Origin of the sequence: Flagellimonas lutimaris, assembly GCF_051494225.1 — a bacterium.
Taxonomy (GTDB): domain Bacteria; phylum Bacteroidota; class Bacteroidia; order Flavobacteriales; family Flavobacteriaceae; genus Flagellimonas; species Flagellimonas lutimaris_A.
In genome coordinates, this window is record NZ_JBNPYE010000003.1 from 105,611 (window position 1) to 125,970 (window position 20,360).

The 20,360-nt window shown below is 39.9% G+C and carries 22 protein-coding genes; 17 read left to right on the plus strand and 5 right to left on the minus strand.

Translation table 11 applies throughout. The annotated features are described in order from the left end of the window. Positions 1–93 precede the first annotated feature (93 nt). Positions 94–741: a hypothetical protein gene (locus tag ACQQ5U_RS08720; RefSeq protein ID WP_437396792.1), complete on the plus strand. Its 648-nt coding sequence runs from the start codon at positions 94–96 to the stop codon at positions 739–741. Here the strand turns inward: ACQQ5U_RS08720 and ACQQ5U_RS08725 are convergent, their stop codons facing one another. Continuing rightward, on the minus strand, positions 742–1,890 hold the full coding sequence (locus tag ACQQ5U_RS08725; protein ID WP_437396794.1) for a cysteine desulfurase family protein: 1,149 nt from the start codon (positions 1,888–1,890) through the stop codon (positions 742–744). A gap of 111 nt (positions 1,891–2,001) precedes the next feature. Here ACQQ5U_RS08725 and ACQQ5U_RS08730 point away from each other — a divergent pair, with 111 nt between their 5' ends. Beyond that, the gene (locus tag ACQQ5U_RS08730; RefSeq protein ID WP_437396796.1) at positions 2,002–2,529 is read left to right on the plus strand and encodes a hypothetical protein; all 528 of its coding nucleotides are present in this window, start codon (positions 2,002–2,004) and stop codon (positions 2,527–2,529) included. Here ACQQ5U_RS08730 and ACQQ5U_RS08735 read toward each other — a convergent pair. Then, positions 2,526–3,068: a Smr/MutS family protein gene (locus tag ACQQ5U_RS08735; RefSeq protein ID WP_437396798.1), complete on the minus strand. Its 543-nt coding sequence runs from the start codon at positions 3,066–3,068 to the stop codon at positions 2,526–2,528. The genes ACQQ5U_RS08730 and ACQQ5U_RS08735 overlap by 4 nt on opposite strands. A gap of 84 nt (positions 3,069–3,152) precedes the next feature. Between ACQQ5U_RS08735 and ACQQ5U_RS08740 the strand changes: the two genes are divergently transcribed. Genes ACQQ5U_RS08740 through ACQQ5U_RS08750 form a run of 3 tightly spaced genes read left to right on the plus strand, consistent with a single transcriptional unit; the run spans position 3,153 to position 4,118 of the window. Continuing rightward, on the plus strand, positions 3,153–3,461 hold the full coding sequence (locus ACQQ5U_RS08740) for a DUF2752 domain-containing protein (protein WP_437396800.1): 309 nt from the start codon (positions 3,153–3,155) through the stop codon (positions 3,459–3,461). A 12-nt stretch (positions 3,462–3,473) separates the two neighbouring features. Continuing rightward, positions 3,474–3,797 carry a CCC motif membrane protein gene (locus tag ACQQ5U_RS08745; protein WP_437396801.1) on the plus strand — a complete coding sequence of 108 codons (324 nt, stop codon included), beginning with the start codon at positions 3,474–3,476 and terminating at the stop codon, positions 3,795–3,797. 9 nt (positions 3,798–3,806) lie between these two features. Then, the gene (locus ACQQ5U_RS08750; RefSeq protein ID WP_437396803.1) at positions 3,807–4,118 is read left to right on the plus strand and encodes a CCC motif membrane protein; all 312 of its coding nucleotides are present in this window, start codon (positions 3,807–3,809) and stop codon (positions 4,116–4,118) included. Here the strand turns inward: ACQQ5U_RS08750 and recQ are convergent. Further along, entirely contained in the window at positions 4,115–6,316 is a 2,202-nt protein-coding gene (gene recQ / locus ACQQ5U_RS08755; RefSeq protein WP_437396805.1) for a DNA helicase RecQ, read from the minus strand. The genes ACQQ5U_RS08750 and recQ overlap by 4 nt on opposite strands. A gap of 184 nt (positions 6,317–6,500) precedes the next feature. On the opposite strand from recQ, the gene ACQQ5U_RS08760 reads away from it, so the two are divergent. From ACQQ5U_RS08760 to lptB, 4 genes are read left to right on the plus strand one after another with little or no spacing between them, the layout of a single operon-like run. Further along, positions 6,501–7,466, plus strand: coding sequence for a KpsF/GutQ family sugar-phosphate isomerase (locus ACQQ5U_RS08760; RefSeq protein WP_437396807.1), 966 nt, complete (start codon positions 6,501–6,503; stop codon positions 7,464–7,466). Then, on the plus strand, positions 7,466–8,308 hold the full coding sequence (tatC, locus tag ACQQ5U_RS08765) for a twin-arginine translocase subunit TatC (RefSeq protein WP_437396808.1): 843 nt from the start codon (positions 7,466–7,468) through the stop codon (positions 8,306–8,308). Before ACQQ5U_RS08760 ends, tatC begins: the two co-directional genes overlap by 1 nt. After that, a complete protein-coding gene (locus ACQQ5U_RS08770; protein WP_437396809.1) occupies positions 8,298–8,648 on the plus strand; it encodes a carboxymuconolactone decarboxylase family protein in 351 nt (116 codons plus the stop codon). Before tatC ends, ACQQ5U_RS08770 begins: the two co-directional genes overlap by 11 nt. A gap of 57 nt (positions 8,649–8,705) precedes the next feature. Continuing rightward, complete coding sequence (gene lptB, locus ACQQ5U_RS08775) at positions 8,706–9,446, plus strand: LPS export ABC transporter ATP-binding protein (RefSeq protein ID WP_437396811.1); 741 nt, start codon at positions 8,706–8,708, stop codon at positions 9,444–9,446. A gap of 2 nt (positions 9,447–9,448) precedes the next feature. On the opposite strand, the gene ACQQ5U_RS08780 is transcribed toward lptB, so the two are convergent. Beyond that, entirely contained in the window at positions 9,449–10,174 is a 726-nt protein-coding gene (locus ACQQ5U_RS08780) for a CDP-alcohol phosphatidyltransferase family protein (RefSeq protein WP_437396812.1), read from the minus strand. 101 nt (positions 10,175–10,275) lie between these two features. Between ACQQ5U_RS08780 and ACQQ5U_RS08785 the strand changes: the two genes are divergently transcribed. The 8 genes from ACQQ5U_RS08785 (at position 10,276) to ACQQ5U_RS08820 (ending at position 19,866) form a co-directional block, all read left to right on the plus strand. Next, entirely contained in the window at positions 10,276–11,445 is a 1,170-nt protein-coding gene (locus ACQQ5U_RS08785) for a lipoprotein N-acyltransferase Lnb domain-containing protein (RefSeq protein ID WP_437396814.1), read from the plus strand. A 21-nt stretch (positions 11,446–11,466) separates the two neighbouring features. Continuing rightward, entirely contained in the window at positions 11,467–13,347 is a 1,881-nt protein-coding gene (locus ACQQ5U_RS08790) for an ABC-F family ATP-binding cassette domain-containing protein (RefSeq protein ID WP_437396815.1), read from the plus strand. A 3-nt stretch (positions 13,348–13,350) separates the two neighbouring features. Further along, positions 13,351–13,851: a hypothetical protein gene (locus tag ACQQ5U_RS08795; RefSeq protein WP_437396817.1), complete on the plus strand. Its 501-nt coding sequence runs from the start codon at positions 13,351–13,353 to the stop codon at positions 13,849–13,851. A 17-nt stretch (positions 13,852–13,868) separates the two neighbouring features. Further along, positions 13,869–14,030, plus strand: a complete 162-nt coding sequence (locus ACQQ5U_RS08800; protein ID WP_437396819.1) for a hypothetical protein — start codon at positions 13,869–13,871, stop codon at positions 14,028–14,030. A gap of 39 nt (positions 14,031–14,069) precedes the next feature. Continuing rightward, positions 14,070–14,627, plus strand: coding sequence for a cob(I)yrinic acid a,c-diamide adenosyltransferase (locus ACQQ5U_RS08805; protein ID WP_437396820.1), 558 nt, complete (start codon positions 14,070–14,072; stop codon positions 14,625–14,627). 125 nt (positions 14,628–14,752) lie between these two features. Then, entirely contained in the window at positions 14,753–14,977 is a 225-nt protein-coding gene (locus ACQQ5U_RS08810) for a DUF2795 domain-containing protein (RefSeq protein WP_013551418.1), read from the plus strand. A 135-nt stretch (positions 14,978–15,112) separates the two neighbouring features. Next, positions 15,113–18,475, plus strand: a complete 3,363-nt coding sequence (secA, locus tag ACQQ5U_RS08815; protein ID WP_437396824.1) for a preprotein translocase subunit SecA — start codon at positions 15,113–15,115, stop codon at positions 18,473–18,475. Positions 18,476–18,639: 164 nt separating this feature from the next. Continuing rightward, complete coding sequence (locus ACQQ5U_RS08820; RefSeq protein ID WP_437396826.1) at positions 18,640–19,866, plus strand: sensor histidine kinase; 1,227 nt, start codon at positions 18,640–18,642, stop codon at positions 19,864–19,866. A 167-nt stretch (positions 19,867–20,033) separates the two neighbouring features. Here ACQQ5U_RS08820 and ACQQ5U_RS08825 read toward each other — a convergent pair whose 3' ends face one another. Then, positions 20,034–20,270: a hypothetical protein gene (locus tag ACQQ5U_RS08825; protein ID WP_437396828.1), complete on the minus strand. Its 237-nt coding sequence runs from the start codon at positions 20,268–20,270 to the stop codon at positions 20,034–20,036. Positions 20,271–20,360 lie beyond the last annotated feature (90 nt).

Sequence of the window (20,360 nt, forward strand, 5' to 3'; positions counted from 1 at the left end):
TCCAATGAATCATTTTTTATACATTATCCAATCAACCATAACTTTTGTAAACTGAAGCCATAAAACCAAGATTGTTAAACAAAAAATAGATTAATGAAAAAAGTTGTCTTCGTTTTTATTCTTTTGGCCACTGGCATGGTGTCTGCACAAAAGAACATCTATGAAAACATTCGGTTTGATGAGCTTACGGACAATCACGAGGTTTTGGCCATTGTTCCTTTTATTGCACACTTGGAACTTAAAAAGGCAGTGGACAGGGATGAGTTAAAGGTTTTGGCCAAAAAGGAAGGCTATGCCGTTCAAAATGCATTGGAAACTTATTTTTCCAAACGGAAAAAACGGAAAAAATTCAATGTGGATTTCCAGAACATCAATAATACCAATGCTATTCTAGCTCAAAATAATATCGATTACAACAATATAGACACCTTTACTACACAAAAGTTGTGCGAAATATTGGAAGTTGATGGAATAATTAGCGGCAACCTAAATCTTAACATTTTACTTTCCAAAGGTGTGCCCACCGATTTTAGTATTTTGGATTACTTCAGTGGAAATGCCAATTATGGCAGAATAGGTGTCAAAATAAGCGATGGTGAAACAGGAAAACTACTTTGGAAGTATGAAAATGAAATCTCCAAGAAAACGGGTAAAAACACGACAGAGCTCATCGATAAAATGATGAAGACCGCTTCTAGAAAATTTCCATACGACAGAGAAAAAAGAAGGAACAGAAACTGATTAACTGTTCGCAAACTCTTTTAAAACCTCAACAGCATAGTCCAGTTCCTCCTTGGTGTTGTACATGGAGAAAGAAAAGCGTAAACTAGGTTTTTCCAATTCCTCTCCCGATAAAACTTCATTAAGTACATGTGACCCTTGGTCGCTTCCTGATTGGCAAGCACTTCCTTTGGAACAGGCAATTCCCTTCATATCTAAGTGGAACAACAGCATCAATCCTTTTTGTTTGTCAAAAGGCAAGCGAATATTGGTCAAGGTATAAGTACTCTTTTCCAAATCGCCAGAAAGTCCATTGCAAACTGCTTCAGGGAGTTCTTGCTCAATTTTTTCCAAAAAATGTTTTTTGAGCTCTTTTACGGTTTGAGTCTCTTCTTCCAGATGTTCGTAAGCCTTCACAAAAGCCTCTTCCAAACCAACAATATTATGGAAAGGCTCGGTTCCGGCCCTAAAACCTCTTTCTTGCGCCCCACCAACAATCAATGGTTTCAATCCAGAATTTTTGCGGATAAAGGCAAATCCGATTCCTTTGGGTCCATGGAATTTATGAGCCGCTGCTGTCATAAAATCAATATTGATACTTTGTACGTCCCAAGGATAGTGCCCTATGGACTGAACGGTATCGGAATGAAAAAGTGCGTTGTTTTCTTTACAAAGTTCACCAACGGCAACGATATCAGTTATATTGCCAATCTCGTTGTTCACATGCATTAAGCTCACCAATTTTTTGGAATCGTCCTTTTTGAGCAATTCTTCCAAATGTGCAAGGCTAGGATTGCCAAACTCATCCAAGTCCACGTACCAAACATTGATACCATACTCCTTTTCGAGTTCTTCCACGGTATGCAGTACGGCATGGTGCTCTATTTTGGACGTAATGATGGTCTCAACCCCCAAATCTCTCACAGCGCATCTTAAAATCATGTTGTCAGCTTCTGTTCCTCCCGAAGTAAAGATGATTTCAGAAGGTTGAGCATTTAAGGTTTTGGCAATAGTTTTTCTTGCTTGTTCAACAGCGGTTTTCGCCGACCTCCCAAAACTATGGGTAGATGATGGGTTACCGTAATGTTCTGCAAGAGCCTCTTGCATTCGCTTTATTACCTCGTCCCTTACCTGCGTGGTTGCAGCATTATCCAGATACACTTTTTGCATGGCTGAGTTCACTTTTTTAACAGATGCAAAAATACGGGAAATAAAGTTAATTTCTTTTAAAGTGCACCCTAGTATTGGGGTATTAAAATGGAATTACGTTAAATTTGGCGCATGAAGAAAATTATCTTTTCAATCTTTAGCTTTAGTCTGGTATCATTCTTTTCATGTAGCGATGGTGATTTAGAGATAGAGACCATTGACTTTGACAGTGCCCCTGCTCAGTTTTGCAGTTCACCTGTCCCAACATCCACCAATTTGTTATTTAAAATAAATCAAAGTGAAACACTTATTCTAGAACTTCAGAGTGGTGTCCTAAACAATGGCGTAGTTGGAGAAACAGTTATTACCGAAAGCTCAGTGCCCAACCAATCCCAACTCACCTACCGAATTTTTTCTGATGGAGTGGACAAAGGTTATTTTTGTGACAACATCCCACCCGTTCAACCAGTGGTCATCCAAAATGTGGAGGCCGAAGACGGTCAGGTTATAGTAGAAACCGTTGTCAACCCAGATGACAGCACTAAATTTGTTCATACCATTAGCCTTGGTGGAATCTCGTTTGTAACGGAGAGCGGACAACGTATTACCAATCTCCGAATAAATAATTTTGGTGAGGTAACCACCAATGTTCCCAACTAACTGTTCTGGTAAATGTAAACCTCGGTGGCCCCTAAACCATATTTCTGGTAATCGGCATCGTAGAATTTTACGTTATCGTACTTTTTAAACAAATAGTGCAGCTCTTCTTTTAAGATACCTTCTCCCACCCCGTGGATAAACACTGCTTTTTGAATACGTTTTCTTATGGCAAAATCCAATTGCCTTTTTGCCGTCTCCAATTGAACATTGAGTATATCGTAATTACTCATTCCCTTACTCGATTTCACCAATTGGTGAATATGAAGGTCCACTTCCATTTTGGGGGTATTCCGTTCTTTCGGTTTTACAGCAGGTGCTTTTCTTTTCTTTGGTAGTTCCTTTTCTTTTTTTACTTGGGCGACCTCAAAATTGGTAACGGAAATATCCCCTTCAATCCTTACAAGGTCATTGGCAGAATAATGCATGGGAAAACCATCATCTGTCATTAAGGTCACATAGTCACCGTCCACTTTTTGTATGATTCCTGATATCGCCTCATCCAATACCTCGGCCCTATCCCCAATCGAAAATTTGCCCATAATTAATTTCTGTCCTAAAAAATGATGTGAAAAATTAAACCTGAATACAAAAATAATAGTATTTTTCGGCTACTACAGACTAAGATGAACCTAATACCAGCCATTTACGCGATCAATTTGAAGGACTATATGTTACCCTGCCTCAATAAACAACTCCTTGGAGTGGATTGTCCTGGGTGTGGCATGCAACGCTCGGTAGACTTATTGTTACATGGTCAATTCTTGGCTGCGTTTCAGATGTATCCGGCCATTTATACCATATTACCGCTTTTTGCTTTGATCATTGGCAACAAAATTTTCAATTTAAAAGTTGATAACCGTTTGATTACCGGTTTGGGCATAGCCACTGTGGCCTTAATTTTAATAAATTATATTTTCAAATTTATACACTAAACATTTTTAACCATGGAACAAAAAAATCTTCCCAATGTAACTATTGCCATGATACTGGCAATTCTATCATTCCTCTGCTGTTGTTTTGGAGGAGCACCTGGTCTTATTCTAGGTGGTATTGCCTTTTTTCTGACCAAAAAAGATGAAAAGACATATGCAGAAAATCCAGATTTATATAAAAACTACAGCACACTGAAGACTGTGAAAATTTTAGCCATCATTGGTATGGTCATTGGAGCTCTTTATTTACTTTATACATTCTGGTCCATCAATCAAATGGGAGGCTGGGAAGGCTATATGGAAAAAGTCAATGAAATGATGAAACAATATCAATAAAACAATACTATGAGCCAACAACCCTTACCTGGGGCAAGCACCGTGTTGACAATGGGGATACTCTCCATTGTAGGCACCTTGTTATGCTGTGGTCCATTTGGTGTTATATTTAGTATCATCGGATTGGTGAAGGCAAAGACAGCCACGCAATTATACCAACAAAATCCAGAAAATTATACAGATTATAGCAATGTGAAGACCGGCAAAATATTATCCTATATCGGATTGGGCTTGTCTTTGGTTTCTTTGGTGCTGTTCATCCTTTATTTTGGATTGATAATAGCAGCAATTACAACAGGAGAATTGAGTGGCGAATTTTAATTCGCCACTTCACTTATAAATTTTAGGCGGTACAGGCGAAGTTCTTCATCCTCGTAGTCGCCCTCAAACTCGTCAATTGCGGCAGAAATAGAATCGGAATCCGCTTCCAAAAAGTAGTCGTGGATTTCTTCTTGTTGGTCCTCATCAAGGATTTCATCAATCCAATAACCAATATTCAACTTTGTACCACTAAATACGATTTGCTCCATCTCCTTGATCAAATCGTTCAACTCCAAGCCTTTGGCAGAGGCTATATCATCCAAAGCCAATTTTCTGTCCACACTTTGAATCACATATAGTTTTAAACCAGAATTGGCTCCTGTACTTTTAACTACAAGATCATCCGGTCTAACAATATCATTTTCCTCCACATATTTGGAAATAAGCTCCACAAACGGTTTTCCGTACTTATTTGCCTTACCCTCACCAACACCTTGAATGTTGATAAGCTCTTGCATGGTAATAGGATATTTAAGAGACATATCTTCCAAAGACGGATCTTGAAAGACCACAAAAGGAGGCACCTCCCTTTTTTGCGCCTCTTTTTTTCGAAGGTTCCGAAGTAATTTCAACAATTGTTCATCCGCAACAGCCCCGCCAGATTTTTCAGGAGTAACAATATTACCGGTGTCATCCTTGGAATAAACATGGTCCTTCGTCATCATAAAAGACCTTGGATCTTCAAGATATTCTGTTCCCAATTGGGTTAAGTGAAGAATACCGTATCGTTCAATTTCCTTTTTCAGGAGTCCCGCAACCAACACTTGTCGTGTCAAGGCCATCCAAAATTCCTTGTCTTTATCCTTCCCTATTCCAAAAAAACTTTTTTCATCTGTTTTATGGGAAGTTATCATGGCATTGGTCTTACCCACCAAAACCTTGACGATTTCTTTGGTCTTGAATTTTTCTTTGGTATCCCTGACCACACTCAAAAGTTTTATCACATCTTCTTGGGCCTCTACTTTGGGCTTGGGGTTTCTGGCATTATCGTCCATATCGGCCCCCTCTCCATTTACCTCATCGAAATCCTCACCAAAATAATGCAGTATAAATTTTCTTCGTGACATGGATGTTTCTGCATAGGCTACTATCTCCTGTAATAAAGCATTTCCAATTTCTTGCTCCGCAACAGGTTTACCGGACATGAATTTTTCCAATTTTTCAACATCCTTATAAGCGTAATAGGCTAAACAATGCCCCTCACCTCCATCTCTACCGGCACGACCGGTTTCTTGGTAGTAACTTTCAATACTTTTTGGAATATCGTGATGAATTACGAATCGAACATCGGGTTTATCGATACCCATTCCAAAAGCAATGGTTGCCACAACCACGTCTACCTCCTCCATCAAGAACATGTCTTGGTATTTGGAACGGGTCTTGGCATCAAATCCTGCATGATAAGGAACCGCACTCACCCCATTTACCTGAAGCACCTGGGCCAATTCCTCTACTCTTTTTCTACTCAAGCAATAAATAATACCTGATTTACCCTGATTTTGTTTTACAAAACGGATAATGTCGGCATCCACATTTTTGGTCTTTGGACGCACTTCGTAAAACAAATTGGGTCGGTTAAACGATGCCTTGAACACTTTGGCATCCGTCATTCCCAGATTTTTGATAATATCCTCCTGAACCTTGGGCGTTGCCGTAGCGGTAAGGCCAATAATTGGAATATTATCGCCCAACCTATCAATAATCCCCCGAAGGTTTCTGTATTCCGGTCTAAAATCATGTCCCCACTCTGAGATACAGTGGGCTTCATCTACTGCAACAAAGGAAAGTTCTACATTTCTTAGAAAATCTACATTTTCTTCCTTTGTCAAAGATTCCGGTGCTACATATAGTAATTTGGTTACTCCATTAGTGATATCCTCTTTAACCTGCTTTACCTCTGTTTTGGTCAAGGAAGAGTTCAATACATGTGCAATGCCGTGTTGCTCGGATATTCCCCGTATGGCATCAACTTGGTTTTTCATCAAAGCGATCAAAGGGGAAACAACAATCGCTGTTCCTTCTTTCATAAGTGCAGGCAATTGGTAGCAAAGGGATTTCCCGCCTCCCGTGGGCATAATCACAAAAGTGTCGTTACCACTAAGAATATTCTGGATTACATCTTCTTGTAATCCCTTAAACTTTGAGAAACCAAAATATTTTTTGAGCGAGGAATGCAAATCGGTGTTCATTAGGCTCATTTCCGCATTTTCAATTTATTACAAGCAACCTAAAAGGCAGTTGAAGCTATTATTTTAACTATTCAATTACAGAAGAATCTATTCTCACTTCCATAATAGTCTGTAAAAGATAGTTTGATTAGTTTTGTAATCTTAAATATAAGACATTCTTTTAGGAATACAATCAGTTAATCGGTTAATTACTTTGAACGACACTAAGTCAATTTTATCCATAGCAAAAAGGACCCTTGAAATAGAAAGCAAGGCCATAGCTAATTTAATTGGTCTGTTAGATGACCAATTTGCGCACGCTGTGCAGTGTATTTTAGAATCGGACGGAAGGGTTATTGTTTCGGGCGTGGGCAAAAGCGCCATAATTGCTTCTAAAATTGTAGCAACATTCAATTCTACGGGAACACCGGCCATATTCATGCATGCTGCAGACGCGATTCATGGTGATTTGGGCACCATCCAACGGAACGATGTGGTCATCTGCTTGTCCAAGAGCGGAAATACCCCAGAAATCAAAGCTTTGCTTCCCTTAATTAAAATTGCGAACCACAAGCTCATCGGTATTACTGGCAATATGGAATCCGTATTGGCAAAACAGTCGGATTTTACACTCAACACTTACGTAGAAAAAGAGGCTTGCCCAAACAATTTAGCTCCTACAACAAGTACTTCGGCCCAAATGGCTATGGGAGATGCACTCGCCATATGTTTATTGGAACTGAAAGGATTCAGTAGTTCCGATTTTGCCAAATACCATCCGGGTGGAGCTTTGGGGAAAAAATTATATTTACGTGTTGCCGACATTGTGGTGAACAACCAAAAACCACAAGTGGATATCAATGCCAAAGTAAAAGACGTAATCATAGAAATATCCGAAAAAATGCTGGGCGTTACCGCGGTAATGGATAAGGAAAAAGTAGTCGGAATTGTTACTGATGGCGATGTTAGAAGAATGTTGAGCAAATATGATAATATTAGTGGGCTGACAGCAAGGGACATCATGACCTCCAACCCCAAGGCAATAGACGTGGATAAATTGGCTATCAAGGCCTTAAAGCTATTGCAGGAAAAGAGCATATCCCAATTATTGGCATTTGATGGCGATACCTATGCTGGAGTGGTCCATATCCATAACCTTATAAACGAGGGAATCCTATAATGGCTACAAAAGAAAGAAAAAGCCCAGATGAAATGTCCTTTTTGGACCATTTGGAAGAATTACGTTGGCACTTGGTGCGTTCCACCTTAGCGGTTGTTATTATTGCCTGTATGGCCTTTGTATTCAGGGGCTTTATTTTTGATACGATATTGTTCGGTCCAAAAAATATGGACTTTCCCACCTATCAGTTCTTTTGCAATATTGGGAAGTTCTTCGGGATAGACTCCGAATTCTGCGGCGATACAATTCCGTTTACAATTCAGAGTAGGTTGATGGCCGGACAGTTCTCCGCACATATCTGGACCTCTATTTGGGCAGGAGTCATTCTTGGTTTCCCATATATTTTGTATGAATTATGGAAATTCATCAGCCCTGGGCTTTACGAGAACGAAAGAAAACATTCTAAGGGCTTCATTATTACGGCCTCGGGATTGTTCTTTCTTGGGGTACTGTTCGGGTATTACATTGTAGCTCCATTATCCATCAACTTTTTGGGGTCGTACCAAGTCAGTAAAGAAGTATTGAACGAAATTGATCTTGGTTCCTATATCGGAACCGTAAGGGCATCCGTTATTGCCTGCGGAATTATGTTTGAGTTGCCTATTGTTATTTTCTTCTTGACCAAAGTTGGATTGGTAACCCCAGAAATCCTGAAGAAATACAGAAAAATAGCCTTGGTAATTATTCTGATATTATCCGCAATTATTACACCTCCGGATATAACGAGTCAAATTATTGTGTGTATACCCGTGCTAATCCTGTATCAGGTAAGCATTTTTATCTCCAGAATGGTAGTTAAACAAGAAGAAAGAAAAGAGAAAGCAAGAAAAAATGCCAAATAAAGTAGAAGAGTTCAATGCCTATCGTGCCAAAATGAACGATAAGCTGCTTGCTGAGAACAACAAGCTGATCAAACGCATATTCAACCTCGACACCAATGCCTATATGGAAGGCGCCCTAGATGTAAAGACGAAAGAACTTTTGGGATTGGTGGCCTCTGCTGTACTTCGTTGCGACGATTGTGTAAAATACCATTTAGAAAGCTCCAAGGAAGCCGGTGCCAATAAAGAAGAAATCATGGAAACCCTAGGCATTGCAACTTTGGTTGGTGGGACCATTGTAATACCCCATTTGCGTCGCGCCTACGAGTATTGGGAAGATTTGGAGGAAAACGAGGCTTAAAAAAAACCAAAAGACCATACCGCAGAAAAAGAATATGTTTAGTTTTGGCAAATTCCTATGAAGCTACGCGCAGAAAATATAATGAAGGCCTACCGTGGCCGAAAAGTTGTTAAGGGCATATCCCTAGAGGTAAACCAAGGTGAAATTGTTGGACTTTTAGGTCCCAATGGAGCAGGTAAAACCACTTCGTTCTACATGATTGTGGGTTTGATAAAACCCAACGGTGGGAATATTTATCTGGATGATATGAACATTACCAGCTTCCCCATGTACAAAAGGGCACAAAATGGTATAGGCTATTTGGCGCAGGAAGCATCCGTATTCCGAAAACTCAGCATTGAAAAAAATATCCTCAGCGTCTTGCAGCTCACCAAACTGAGCAAAAAAGAGCAACACATGAAAATGGAATCCCTGATCGATGAATTTGGTCTGGGACATATCCGAAAAAACAGGGGAGATTTATTATCTGGTGGAGAACGACGTAGAACTGAAATTGCCCGAGCATTGGCCACCGACCCAAAATTTATTCTGTTGGATGAACCCTTTGCGGGAGTTGACCCCGTAGCGGTAGAGGACATTCAACGTATTGTTGCACAGTTGAAGAACAAAAACATCGGTATTTTGATTACCGATCATAACGTACAAGAAACTTTGGCCATTACCGAACGCTCATACCTTATGTTCGAAGGTGGTATCTTAAAAGCTGGTGTTCCTGAGGAACTTGCCGTGGACGAAATGGTAAGAAAAGTGTACTTGGGCCAAAACTTTGAGCTACGAAAAAAGAAATTGGATTTCTAAATCTACTTTTCCGAAGGCACTAATAAAGAAGCCAAAACATAAAACAGGATTATCACAGGTATTGCCAAAAAGCGTAACGTTAAAAGCAATACCAAACTCCCGATTATAAACAAGTAACGAATTCCATTGTCCTTAAAACTCCAGTTTTTAAACTTTAAAGCAAATAGTTTGATGGGAGAATTTAACAAATAAGAGCTCACAACCGTTAAAATCACCAAAAACCATGGGTTTAGGATTATATTGTTCAGAACTTCGTTGTTATGATACAGAAGAATCATGGGCAACGATAGAATCAAAAGAGCATTCGCTGGTGTAGGCAGCCCTACAAAAGACGATACTTGATCTTCGTCCACATTAAACTTGGCCAAGCGGTAAGCCGAAGCCAACGTAATTGCGAAGCCAACGAAAGGCAACAAAGTGAGTTCCGCATCGTGACCAATGAAACCAAGGTTCCAACCACCACGCTCTGCCATACTCAGTAGTTGAAACATGACTACTCCAGGAACAAGACCACTAGTAATCACATCGGCCAACGAATCCAGTTGCACCCCTATCTCACTCTGAACATTTAGGGCTCGGGCAGCCAAACCATCAAAAAAGTCAAAGAAAATCCCGATAAACACAAAAAGTGCAGCCCACTCCAAATGATTTAGTACCGCGAATACCGTGGCAATGCAACCGCTTAATACATTTAGCAAGGTTAAAAAGTTGGGAATATAGGACTTCATGAAATTAGATTTTCGTAAAAATAAGGGAAAAAATAAACTGTTGGCTACCCTTGGTCGACTGAGTCATTTTTATTCTGATATTTGCTCTGATAAAAATCAGAATGAGACAAAAGCTCCATCTTTTATTTTTTTTCTTCATCATCGGGAACTTTCTTTTCTCCCAAGCCCCGCAACTCACAAATAGCTCAAAAGTAAGCTTGCTTACTTGTGCGGCAGGAGACCAACTGTATTCCGCATTCGGTCATACGGCTTTTCGGGTACAGGATACTGCTTTGGGAATTGATGTAGTTTACAATTACGGTACTTTCGATTTTAATCAACCCAATTTCTATTTGAATTTCACCAAGGGGAAAATGATCTATTCCCTTTCCCGTAGGAGTTTTGAGGCATTCCTCTACGAATATGAACTGGAAAAAAGATGGGTGAAAGAACAAATTCTAGACCTCAGCTTGGACCAACGCAACCAGCTTCTTGCTTTTTTTGAGGAAAACTATTTACCTGAAAATCGAGATTACCTGTACGACCCTTTATTGAACAATTGCTCCAGTATCACAGGTGATATTTTATTGGAACAATTTGGTGACGCTATAGTTTTTAACGACTCCCATCTCGAAAAACAATATACGTTTCGCCAATTGGTACGTCAATTTATGGATGTAAACACATGGTCCATGTTTGGGATTGACCTGGCTTTTGGATCGCCCGTGGATAGAAAGGCCACCGTACAGGAACATATGTTTTTGCCCTATTATGCCATGGAGCAACTACGACATACAACTTTGAACGGAAAACCATTGGTAAAACGGGAACGTACCATTTTGGATTACAACGAACATACTCAAAGGAGTTTTTTCCCACTCTCACCACTGTTTTGGTTCATTTTGCTATTGGCGTTTACTGGAATCATCACCTATTTTGATTACAAACACAAAACACGTAGCCGTTGGTTGGACTTTTCACTATTATTTATATCAGGATTAGCCGGAACCTTTCTTTTCCTCCTCTGGGTGGCGGCAGACCACACCTCTACCCCGTACAACTATAATATTTTATGGGCATTCCCAATAAACACGATAGTTGCCTTTGCCTTTGTATTTCAGGATAGAGTACCATTATGGACACCAAAATATTTATGGTCTGCCCTAGGATTAATTGCAATCATGCTTTTGCTTTGGATATTTAAGGTCCAGATTTTTTCTCCTGTGCTTATTCCACTACTTTTGACCCTGGCCATCCGATACGTGTACATGATCAAGTATTCCAAATTATAGGCTGGCCCACAAACAATACCCATGAACTTATTAACGGTCGAAAACATATCAAAATCGTATGGGGAGCTGGTGCTCTTCTCCGATATTTCATTTGGAATCAACAAAGACCAAAAGATAGCTCTAATCGCCAAGAACGGAAGTGGAAAAACATCGATCCTCAACATTATGTCGGGGAAAGATACCTCCGAGACTGGTCAAGTGACTACCAGAAAAGGTATCAAAATTTCATTTTTGGAGCAAGAACCCGACTTGAACCCAAATTTGACCGTGGAGGAGACCATTTTCACTACGGACAATGAAATCCTAAAAGTGATCGCCACCTATGAAAAAGCTGTAGAAAACCCAGAGGATACGGACCAATACCAAAAAGCCTTTGAGGCCATGGACCGACTTAATGCTTGGGATTTTGAAACACAATACAAACAGATTCTTTTTCAATTACAGCTTTCCAAACTCGACGCCAAGGTAAGTACGCTTTCGGGGGGTCAAAAGAAACGATTGGCTTTGGCCAATGCCCTGCTCAATAAGCCTGACTTGCTAATTCTAGATGAGCCCACCAACCATTTAGATCTTGAAATGATCGAATGGCTGGAAGCTTATTTCGCCAAAGAGAGCATCACTTTGTTTATGGTAACGCACGACCGCTATTTTTTGGATAGGGTGTGCAACGAGATTTTAGAGCTTGATAACAACCAACTCTACACCTACAAGGGCAATTATTCCTATTACTTGAATGAAAAGGATGCCCGAATGGAACGTGAAGCTGTAGAACAGCAAAAATCGAAAATGTTGTACAAAAAGGAATTGGATTGGATGCGTCGACAGCCCAAGGCACGTACTACAAAATCCAAATCAAGAATTGATGATTTTGCAGAAATAAAAGCACGTGCCCACCAACGTCGCCAAGAGCATGAGGTACAGCTGGAACTGAATATGGAACGCTTGGGAAGCAAGATTTTGGAACTTCATAACATTTCCAAATCCTATGGGGACAAAACCATTCTGGACAAGTTCGATTACAACTTCACCAAAGGTGAACGCGTAGGCATTATAGGAAAAAACGGGACCGGAAAATCCACTTTTTTAAATATCCTCACGCAACAAGAGAATGTTGAAGGCGGAAAGGTAGTTGTAGGCGATACCGTAAAATTCGGATACTATACCCAAAAGGGAATTCCAGTTAAAGAAGGTCAAAAAGTAATTGATGTTATCCGCGAGTTCGGGGATTACATTCCATTGAAAAAAGGACGCCAAATCTCTGCCCAGCAATTATTGGAGCGTTTCCTTTTTGACCGAAAAAAGCAATATGACTTTGTTGAAAAATTGAGTGGCGGGGAACGTAAACGTTTGTATTTATGCACCGTGCTTATCCAAAACCCGAATTTTCTGATTCTGGATGAACCCACTAACGATTTGGATATTGTTACCCTGAACGTACTGGAAAGCTTCCTATTGGATTTCCCAGGATGTTTGATCGTCGTCTCTCACGACCGTTACTTTATGGACAAAATTGTGGACCATTTATTTGTGTTCCGGGGCGAAGGCGTTGTTGAAGACTTTCCTGGCAATTATTCCGATTACCGAATCTATGAAAGCAGTAAAGTAATCGAGGAGCGAGAAAACAAGACTTCTTCTTCAGAGAAATCAGAAAAAACGGAAAATAATTGGCGAGACACCAGCGGTGGTAAACTTTCCTATTCGGAGCAAAAGGAATACAAGCAACTGGAAAAGGACATTCAAAAGTTGGAAGAAAAAAAGGTTATGCTCCAAAACAAATTCACGGACCCACAATTGGATGGGGACGAAATTGCCAACCTTTCCATTGAACTCAAAGAAGTAACGGATGCTATAGAGGAAAAAACGGAACGCTGGTTCGAACTTTCTTCCATTATAGAGGGGTAAAGCATGTGGTTCCAATTTATTTCATACCTAAAGTTTTTAGCCAAATCCACCAATGAGCATGGAGTGCACTCCCCGTTTGTGTTCAAGTATGTGACGCAATGTCTGTATTCTGGAAAAAGGCTTCATAAGAAAAAAAGCATCGACACGCTGCTCAAGACCATTGCTTATTTCAATTCTAACAGCATCTCAATAGATAACCAACCTACGATCAAAGAATTAATCGAACAAGATTTTCCGAAGATTCAGTTTGACAAACATATGGTTGACCTTTTTTTTGTAAACGAGCTAAGTGCTCCCTCTTTTCAAAAATTACTTTCCAAAGGAAAATTGCATAACGACAGTCTTGTTTTGGTCGATTCCATTTATGCCGATCATAAAAATTTGGAACAATGGAACCAATTGATTACTCTACCGGAAGTTACAGTAAGTATTGATATGTACCATTGCGGACTTATTTCCATCAGAAGGGAACAGGTCAAGGAACATTTCACGATTCGGATTTAAAACGGTAATTTTAGCTTATGGAAAATATAGCATCAGATAACACCATTTGGTATGTATTGGCCGTTTTGGGGCTCATTTATTTGATTATTCTGTTCAGAAACAAAAAAGCGACAAAACGCAGGAAATCCCGAAAGTTTATGGAGGGAAAAAGACAGCATGGCAAGGACACTGGGCAATGAGCAATAAGCAATGAACAGACCACTGACTACTGAGAAATAATGAAGATATACACCAAAACGGGAGATAAGGGCACTACAGCCTTGTTTACCGGCACCCGCGTACCCAAACACCACATTCGTATTGAAAGTTACGGGACTATTGATGAACTCAATTCTTACTTAGGACTTTTGCGGGACCAAAAAATGGACGAGCATTCCAAAAAAACACTGGCTTTGATTCAAGAAAAGCTTTTTACGGTAGGCTCCATATTGGCAACAGAGCCCAAAAAGGATAACAGGCTCAAAATTCCGCGGATTAGTTCGAAGGACATTGAATTTTTGGAGCAGGAGATGGATAGGATGAACGAAAATCTTCCAGAAATGACACATTTTATTCTTCCAGGAGGGCATACCACCGTGTCATACTGTCATATTGCCAGAACGGTTTGTCGCCGTGGCGAACGTATGATTTCCTATTTACATGAAAATGAGCCTGTACCGGACAACGTGCTCTCATATATTAATCGCCTTTCGGACTATTTGTTTGTGTTGGCACGTAAATTGTCCAAAGATTTGAAAGCACAAGAAATCAAGTGGGTTCCTGAGAAATTGGACTGATAAAATCGTTTTTTTATCCCAATTGTTTTGAGAACAATAAAATAATTTTTAAATAATGGTGTTTTTACTTGGTAGATTGGGTTTAAAAATTATTTTTGCAAAAAATTTAAAATCAAACCGTTACTATGTACTGGACGTTAGAACTAGCTTCATATTTAAGTGATGCGCCTTGGCCAGCAACCAAAGACGAACTGATAGATTATGCGATTCGAACAGGAGCGCCGTTGGAAGTTGTAGAGAATTTACAATCGATGGAAGAAGAAGGAGGCGAGATATACGAGTCTATCGAAGAAATTTGGCCGGATTATCCCACCGAAGAGGACTACCTCTGGAATGAGGATGAATATTAGATTCAAAAAAAACAAACCACATTAAAAAGTCTCATTTGAGGCTTTTTTTTATGTAATTTTGACAGCCTAGCTAAAGAATTCCATGGTAATCCCATCAATGGAACGGCTTTTGACATTCAATACAAAAAATATTTCATGAGTTTTATTAATTCCGTACTTAAGGTATTTGTAGGAGATAAATCGGAAAAGGATGTAAAATCGTTGCAACCTTTGGTGAATGAGATAAGATCCTTTGAGCAGCAATTAGAAGGATTATCGCATGATGAACTGAGACAAAAAACCACTGCCTTTAAAGCAAGAATAGCTGAAGAGTGCAAAGAAATCAATGACAAGATTGCCGAACTAAAAGAAGAAGTAGAAAATTCCAGCGACATTGATCGTAACGAAGAAATCTACTCCGAAATCGACAAGCTCAACGAAGAGGCCTATAAAATTTCAGAAAAAACATTAGAAGATATCCTTCCCGAAGCCTTCGCCGTGGTCAAGGAAACCGCTAAACGATTTGCAGCCAACGAAACCTTAACTGTAACGGCCTCCGAATTCGACCGGGTTCTTTCTGGCGATAGGGATTATGTATCCTTGGAAGGTGATAAGGCGGTTTGGCAAAATTCATGGGACGCGGCGGGCAAAGAAGTAACCTGGGATATGGTGCATTACGATGTGCAGCTTATTGGAGGTATTGCACTTCACCAAGGAAAAATTGCAGAGATGCAAACCGGTGAAGGTAAAACTTTGGTGGCCACTCTCCCACTTTACCTAAATGCATTGTTAGGGAAAGGAGCCCACTTGGTAACCGTTAACGATTACCTAGCCAAAAGGGATAGTGCCTGGATGGCCCCCTTATTTGAATTCCATGGACTCTCTGTGGACTGTATAGATAAGCACACACCCAATTCCGACGGAAGAAGAGCAGCATACAATGCAGATATCACCTACGGAACCAACAACGAATTCGGGTTTGATTACCTACGCGACAACATGGCACACACGCCTGATGATTTAGTGCAGAGACCACACCACTATGCCATTGTGGATGAGGTGGATTCCGTACTTATCGATGATGCTCGTACGCCATTGATCATATCAGGTCCCGTACCAGAAGGTGACCGCCACGAGTTCAACGAACTCAAACCACAGGTTTCCGACATTGTTCAAAGACAACGTCAACATTTAACCGGTGTATTGGCAGAGGCCAAAAAATTGATCAAAGAAGGAAATACCAAAGAAGGTGGTTTCCTATTGCTTCGTGTTCACCGTGGACTGCCAAAAAATAAAGCACTTATCAAGTTTTTAAGTGAAGAGGGGGTTAAGCAATTGCTTCAAAAGACTGAAAACTTCTACATGCAGGACAACAACAGGGAAATGCCCAAAGTGGATGAGGACCTTTTGTTTGTAATTGATGAAAAGAACAACCAGATTGAACTTACAGATAGAGGTGTAGAACATATCTCAACTGACCAAGACAAAGAGTTTTTTGTAATGCCCGATATTGGTAGTGAAATTGCCAAAATCGAGAACCAAGATCTGGAAATTGAAAAAGAAGCGGAACTCAAAGAAGAACTCTTTAAGGATTTTGCCATAAAAAGCGAGCGAATCCACACCATGACCCAATTATTGAAGGCTTACACCCTTTTTGAAAAAGATGTGGAGTATGTGGTCATGAACAATAAAGTAATGATTGTGGATGAGCAGACCGGACGTATTATGGACGGACGTAGGTACTCGGACGGACTTCACCAAGCCATTGAGGCCAAGGAGAATGTAAAAATCGAGGCAATGACCCAGACTTTTGCGACAGTTACGCTCCAGAATTACTTTAGAATGTACAGAAAACTGTCCGGTATGACAGGTACAGCGGTTACCGAAGCAGGGGAATTTTGGGAGATTTATGAGTTGGATGTGATGGAAATTCCAACCAACAGACCTATTGCCCGTGACGACAGACACGATTTGATCTATAAGACAAAACGTGAAAAGTATAATGCCATTATAGATGAGGTCACCAAACTTTCACAAGCGGGAAGACCTGTATTGATTGGTACCACATCCGTTGAAATTTCGGAATTGTTATCCAAATTATTGAGCGTTCGCAAGGTTCCTCACAACGTATTGAACGCGAAACTCCATAAAAAAGAGGCCGATATTGTAGCTGAAGCCGGTAAAGGTGGTGTGGTAACCATTGCAACCAACATGGCAGGTAGGGGTACCGATATTAAATTGTCCCCAGAAGTTAAGGAAGCTGGTGGTTTGGCCATTATTGGTACGGAGCGCCACGATTCCAGACGTGTGGACAGGCAGCTGAGAGGTCGTTCCGGACGTCAGGGAGATCCTGGTAGCTCTCAGTTTTATGTTTCTTTGGAAGATAACCTGATGCGTTTGTTCGGTTCGGACCGCGTAGCCAAAATGATGGACCGTATGGGCTTGGAAGATGGTGAAGTAATCCAACACTCCATGATGACCAAATCCATAGAACGTGCCCAGAAAAAGGTTGAGGAAAACAACTTTGGTATCCGTAAGCGTTTATTGGAGTATGATGATGTAATGAATGCCCAGCGTGAGGTAATCTACAAAAGAAGAAGACACGCATTGGAGGGTGAACGCCTTAAAGTGGACATCGCCAATATGATCTACGACACTTGCGAAGCCATTGCCGAAACCAACAAAATGGCGGATGATTATAAAAACTTTGAGTTCGAGCTCATCAAATACTTCTCCATTACCTCACCAATAAGCGAAGAGGAATTTAAGAAGCTTAGCTTTCAGGAAATTGCTAACACCATTTATAATGGGGCTTACGATTTTTATAAGCAAAAAATGGAACGTAGCGCCACTGTTGCCTTTCAGGTCATCAAAAAAGTATATGAGGATCAAGCCAACAAGTTTGAGCGAATCGTTGTTCCTTTTACAGATGGTATCAAGTCATTGAATGTGGTAACCAATTTGGAAAAGGCCTACAATACGGATGGGAAACAATTGATCACGGATTTTGAAAAGAACATAACCCTGGCCATTATCGATGATGCTTGGAAAACTCATTTGCGCAAAATGGACGAATTGAAACAGTCCGTGCAATTGGCCGTTCATGAACAAAAAGATCCGCTGTTAATTTATAAGTTCGAAGCTTTTGAACTTTTCAAAGAAATGATGGACAAGGTGAACAAAGAAGTAATCTCCTTCCTTTTCAAAGGAGAATTGCCTTCCGAGAACACCGCTCAAATCCAAGAAGCCAGAAACGTACGCAAGCCAAAGGAAAAGCTTCAAACCACAAAAGAAGAAATTCCAAACAGCGACGAATTGGCCGCTCAAAATAGAGCAGCAGGACAAACACAAGGTCAACGACCTCATGTCACTGAAACCATTGTTCGTGAAAAACCGAAAATTGGTAGAAACGAAAGAGTCACCATTAAAAATGTGATGTCCGGAGAAAGTAAAACAGTAAAATACAAACAGGCAGAACCCCTGATAGACAAGGGTGAGTGGGTTTTAGTTAATGACTAAAACCAACTTCAACACAAGTTACAAAGTGGCAGTTATTATAGCTGCCACTTTTTTTATATCAAAAACATAGTTAGATTTACAGCTTAAAACACCCCATACAATTTGCCTTGTTACAAAATCATCAATCTTATCTGTGACAAGGTAGTAGAGAATCAGCGCAGTATATGAAAGTTCCTGTTAAGGATAAATATCGTTTACAAGACAAGGTGGATTTGATAATAAAAGTCAATTACAATTCTTCGTTACTTGCGTTACTTTTTGGTCTCGTATGTATGTTCTTGTTGGATATACAAGGAGTAGTTCCTTATACATTTTTTGGGTTTGCATTGTTAAATTTATTGAACACCCTCACTTATAAAGCACACAAGAATGTAGTGCTCACTTATAACATGACCTCTATTCTGTCCATGATAGGTGCTATCTTGATCACGCTATTCAGTGGGGGCATAAAAAGTCCATTCATTTTTATACTAGCCATTATTGTCTTTGCTGGGTATGTGACCACCATGGTTTACGGACAAATTTATTTGATCATTAATCTCTCTGTCATCGCTATCCTGTTCCTTTATGAAGGCAGTGAGTTTAAAATATCCCACAATACAGTGCCCGAAGCATCCCAAAATTGGTTCGCTTTTTTAAGTACCGGTTTTGCCATTTATCTATTGGGGGGGGTTTTTGGTCGAAATTTGTTGAGGGCACATCACAAACTCTACAAATCAAGAAACGAAATTCAGGAACGAATCGAGGAAAAGGAAACTTTATTGAAAGAAGTACACCATAGGGTAAAGAATAATCTACAAACCGTTTCCAGCCTTTTAAGCCTTCAGTCAAGAGCCATCGGTGATGAAAAAATCAGCAATATAATTAAGAGCAGTCAAAATAGGGTTGTCTCCATGGCTATGGTGCACGAAATGCTCTATAAGCGCGACGATTATCTCTCCAAGATTGAGCTCGAACCTTATGTAAGAGAACTGTGCGACTATCTAGTTCGGTCGGTAAAAGGAAGTAACCGTAAAGTCAAGGTAAATTTGGACATAGAGGATTATAAGCTTAGTATAGATACCATAATCCCACTGGGGTTGATTATCAACGAAACAATTACCAATGCTTTAAAATACGGCATCACAGAGGGGCACGATGGAGAAATCCATATCTCTGTTGAAAAAATGGATGGAAACCGAAACCGCTACAAAATGTATCTAGGCGATAACGGAATTGGATATTCCGAGGAAATTAATCCAAAAACTTCCAATTCTTTGGGATTGAAGCTTATTTACAACCTAGCTCGCCAACTTAGAGGGGAAATTAGTAGAGATTATTCAAAGAAGGGTACCCATTACTGTATTGAGTTTGAAGAGGTCATCGAAGAATTTAATTCTGTGGACTCATAGACTCATATAAAAGGAAAGGGGCGGCTTTAACCGACCCAACCAAATTTATTCCAATACAAACTTAAACTTCTATACTTTTCTTTCTCGAAAGGAAAAAGCAATACTCGCCAAAACAAAGGCAATACTAAGGAACAACACAAAAGGTATTAAAATATCCAACATCATAATTAAGCTAATTTTGCTCTGTTCTTTTTGGTTTTAAAAGAAAGCTCCTTTTTAATACGAGAGTTTTTAAACTTGTACAATCTTACCATCTTTCTGTCCTTTCTAATGTTTTGGTTGATTTCTATATTCAACTCCACACCTTCAGTTAGGACATCCACTTTAGCTTCCTTTGAAATATTTTGAGCAGAAGCCATAGTTCCGAAAAAAGTTATTGCGATGATGGTGAAAATTGTCTTCATGTTTGCGATTGTTTTATGATGTAAAATTACTTTCGCGGGCAAGGTCAAATAGATTTCCATCGCTCAACAACCTCTTTTTTTAGGTGTATG

Coding starts and splice junctions, on each gene's coding strand:
- ACQQ5U_RS08740 (WP_437396800.1), top strand. CDS start 3,153: ATGAACCTAATACCAGCCATTTACGCGATCAATTTGAAGGACTATATG.
- ACQQ5U_RS08750 (WP_437396803.1), top strand. CDS start 3,807: ATGAGCCAACAACCCTTACCTGGGGCAAGCACCGTGTTGACAATGGGG.
- ACQQ5U_RS08735 (WP_437396798.1), bottom strand. CDS start 3,068: ATGGGCAAATTTTCGATTGGGGATAGGGCCGAGGTATTGGATGAGGCG.
- ACQQ5U_RS08785 (WP_437396814.1), top strand. CDS start 10,276: ATGAGACAAAAGCTCCATCTTTTATTTTTTTTCTTCATCATCGGGAAC.
- ACQQ5U_RS08770 (WP_437396809.1), top strand. CDS start 8,298: ATGCCAAATAAAGTAGAAGAGTTCAATGCCTATCGTGCCAAAATGAAC.
- ACQQ5U_RS08745 (WP_437396801.1), top strand. CDS start 3,474: ATGGAACAAAAAAATCTTCCCAATGTAACTATTGCCATGATACTGGCA.
- ACQQ5U_RS08825 (WP_437396828.1), bottom strand. CDS start 20,270: ATGAAGACAATTTTCACCATCATCGCAATAACTTTTTTCGGAACTATG.
- ACQQ5U_RS08800 (WP_437396819.1), top strand. CDS start 13,869: ATGGAAAATATAGCATCAGATAACACCATTTGGTATGTATTGGCCGTT.
- lptB (WP_437396811.1), top strand. CDS start 8,706: ATGAAGCTACGCGCAGAAAATATAATGAAGGCCTACCGTGGCCGAAAA.
- secA (WP_437396824.1), top strand. CDS start 15,113: ATGAGTTTTATTAATTCCGTACTTAAGGTATTTGTAGGAGATAAATCG.
- ACQQ5U_RS08820 (WP_437396826.1), top strand. CDS start 18,640: ATGAAAGTTCCTGTTAAGGATAAATATCGTTTACAAGACAAGGTGGAT.
- ACQQ5U_RS08780 (WP_437396812.1), bottom strand. CDS start 10,174: ATGAAGTCCTATATTCCCAACTTTTTAACCTTGCTAAATGTATTAAGC.
- ACQQ5U_RS08720 (WP_437396792.1), top strand. CDS start 94: ATGAAAAAAGTTGTCTTCGTTTTTATTCTTTTGGCCACTGGCATGGTG.
- ACQQ5U_RS08795 (WP_437396817.1), top strand. CDS start 13,351: ATGTGGTTCCAATTTATTTCATACCTAAAGTTTTTAGCCAAATCCACC.
- ACQQ5U_RS08730 (WP_437396796.1), top strand. CDS start 2,002: ATGAAGAAAATTATCTTTTCAATCTTTAGCTTTAGTCTGGTATCATTC.
- ACQQ5U_RS08805 (WP_437396820.1), top strand. CDS start 14,070: ATGAAGATATACACCAAAACGGGAGATAAGGGCACTACAGCCTTGTTT.
- ACQQ5U_RS08790 (WP_437396815.1), top strand. CDS start 11,467: ATGAACTTATTAACGGTCGAAAACATATCAAAATCGTATGGGGAGCTG.
- ACQQ5U_RS08725 (WP_437396794.1), bottom strand. CDS start 1,890: ATGCAAAAAGTGTATCTGGATAATGCTGCAACCACGCAGGTAAGGGAC.
- tatC (WP_437396808.1), top strand. CDS start 7,466: ATGGCTACAAAAGAAAGAAAAAGCCCAGATGAAATGTCCTTTTTGGAC.
- recQ (WP_437396805.1), bottom strand. CDS start 6,316: ATGAGCCTAATGAACACCGATTTGCATTCCTCGCTCAAAAAATATTTT.
- ACQQ5U_RS08810 (WP_013551418.1), top strand. CDS start 14,753: ATGTACTGGACGTTAGAACTAGCTTCATATTTAAGTGATGCGCCTTGG.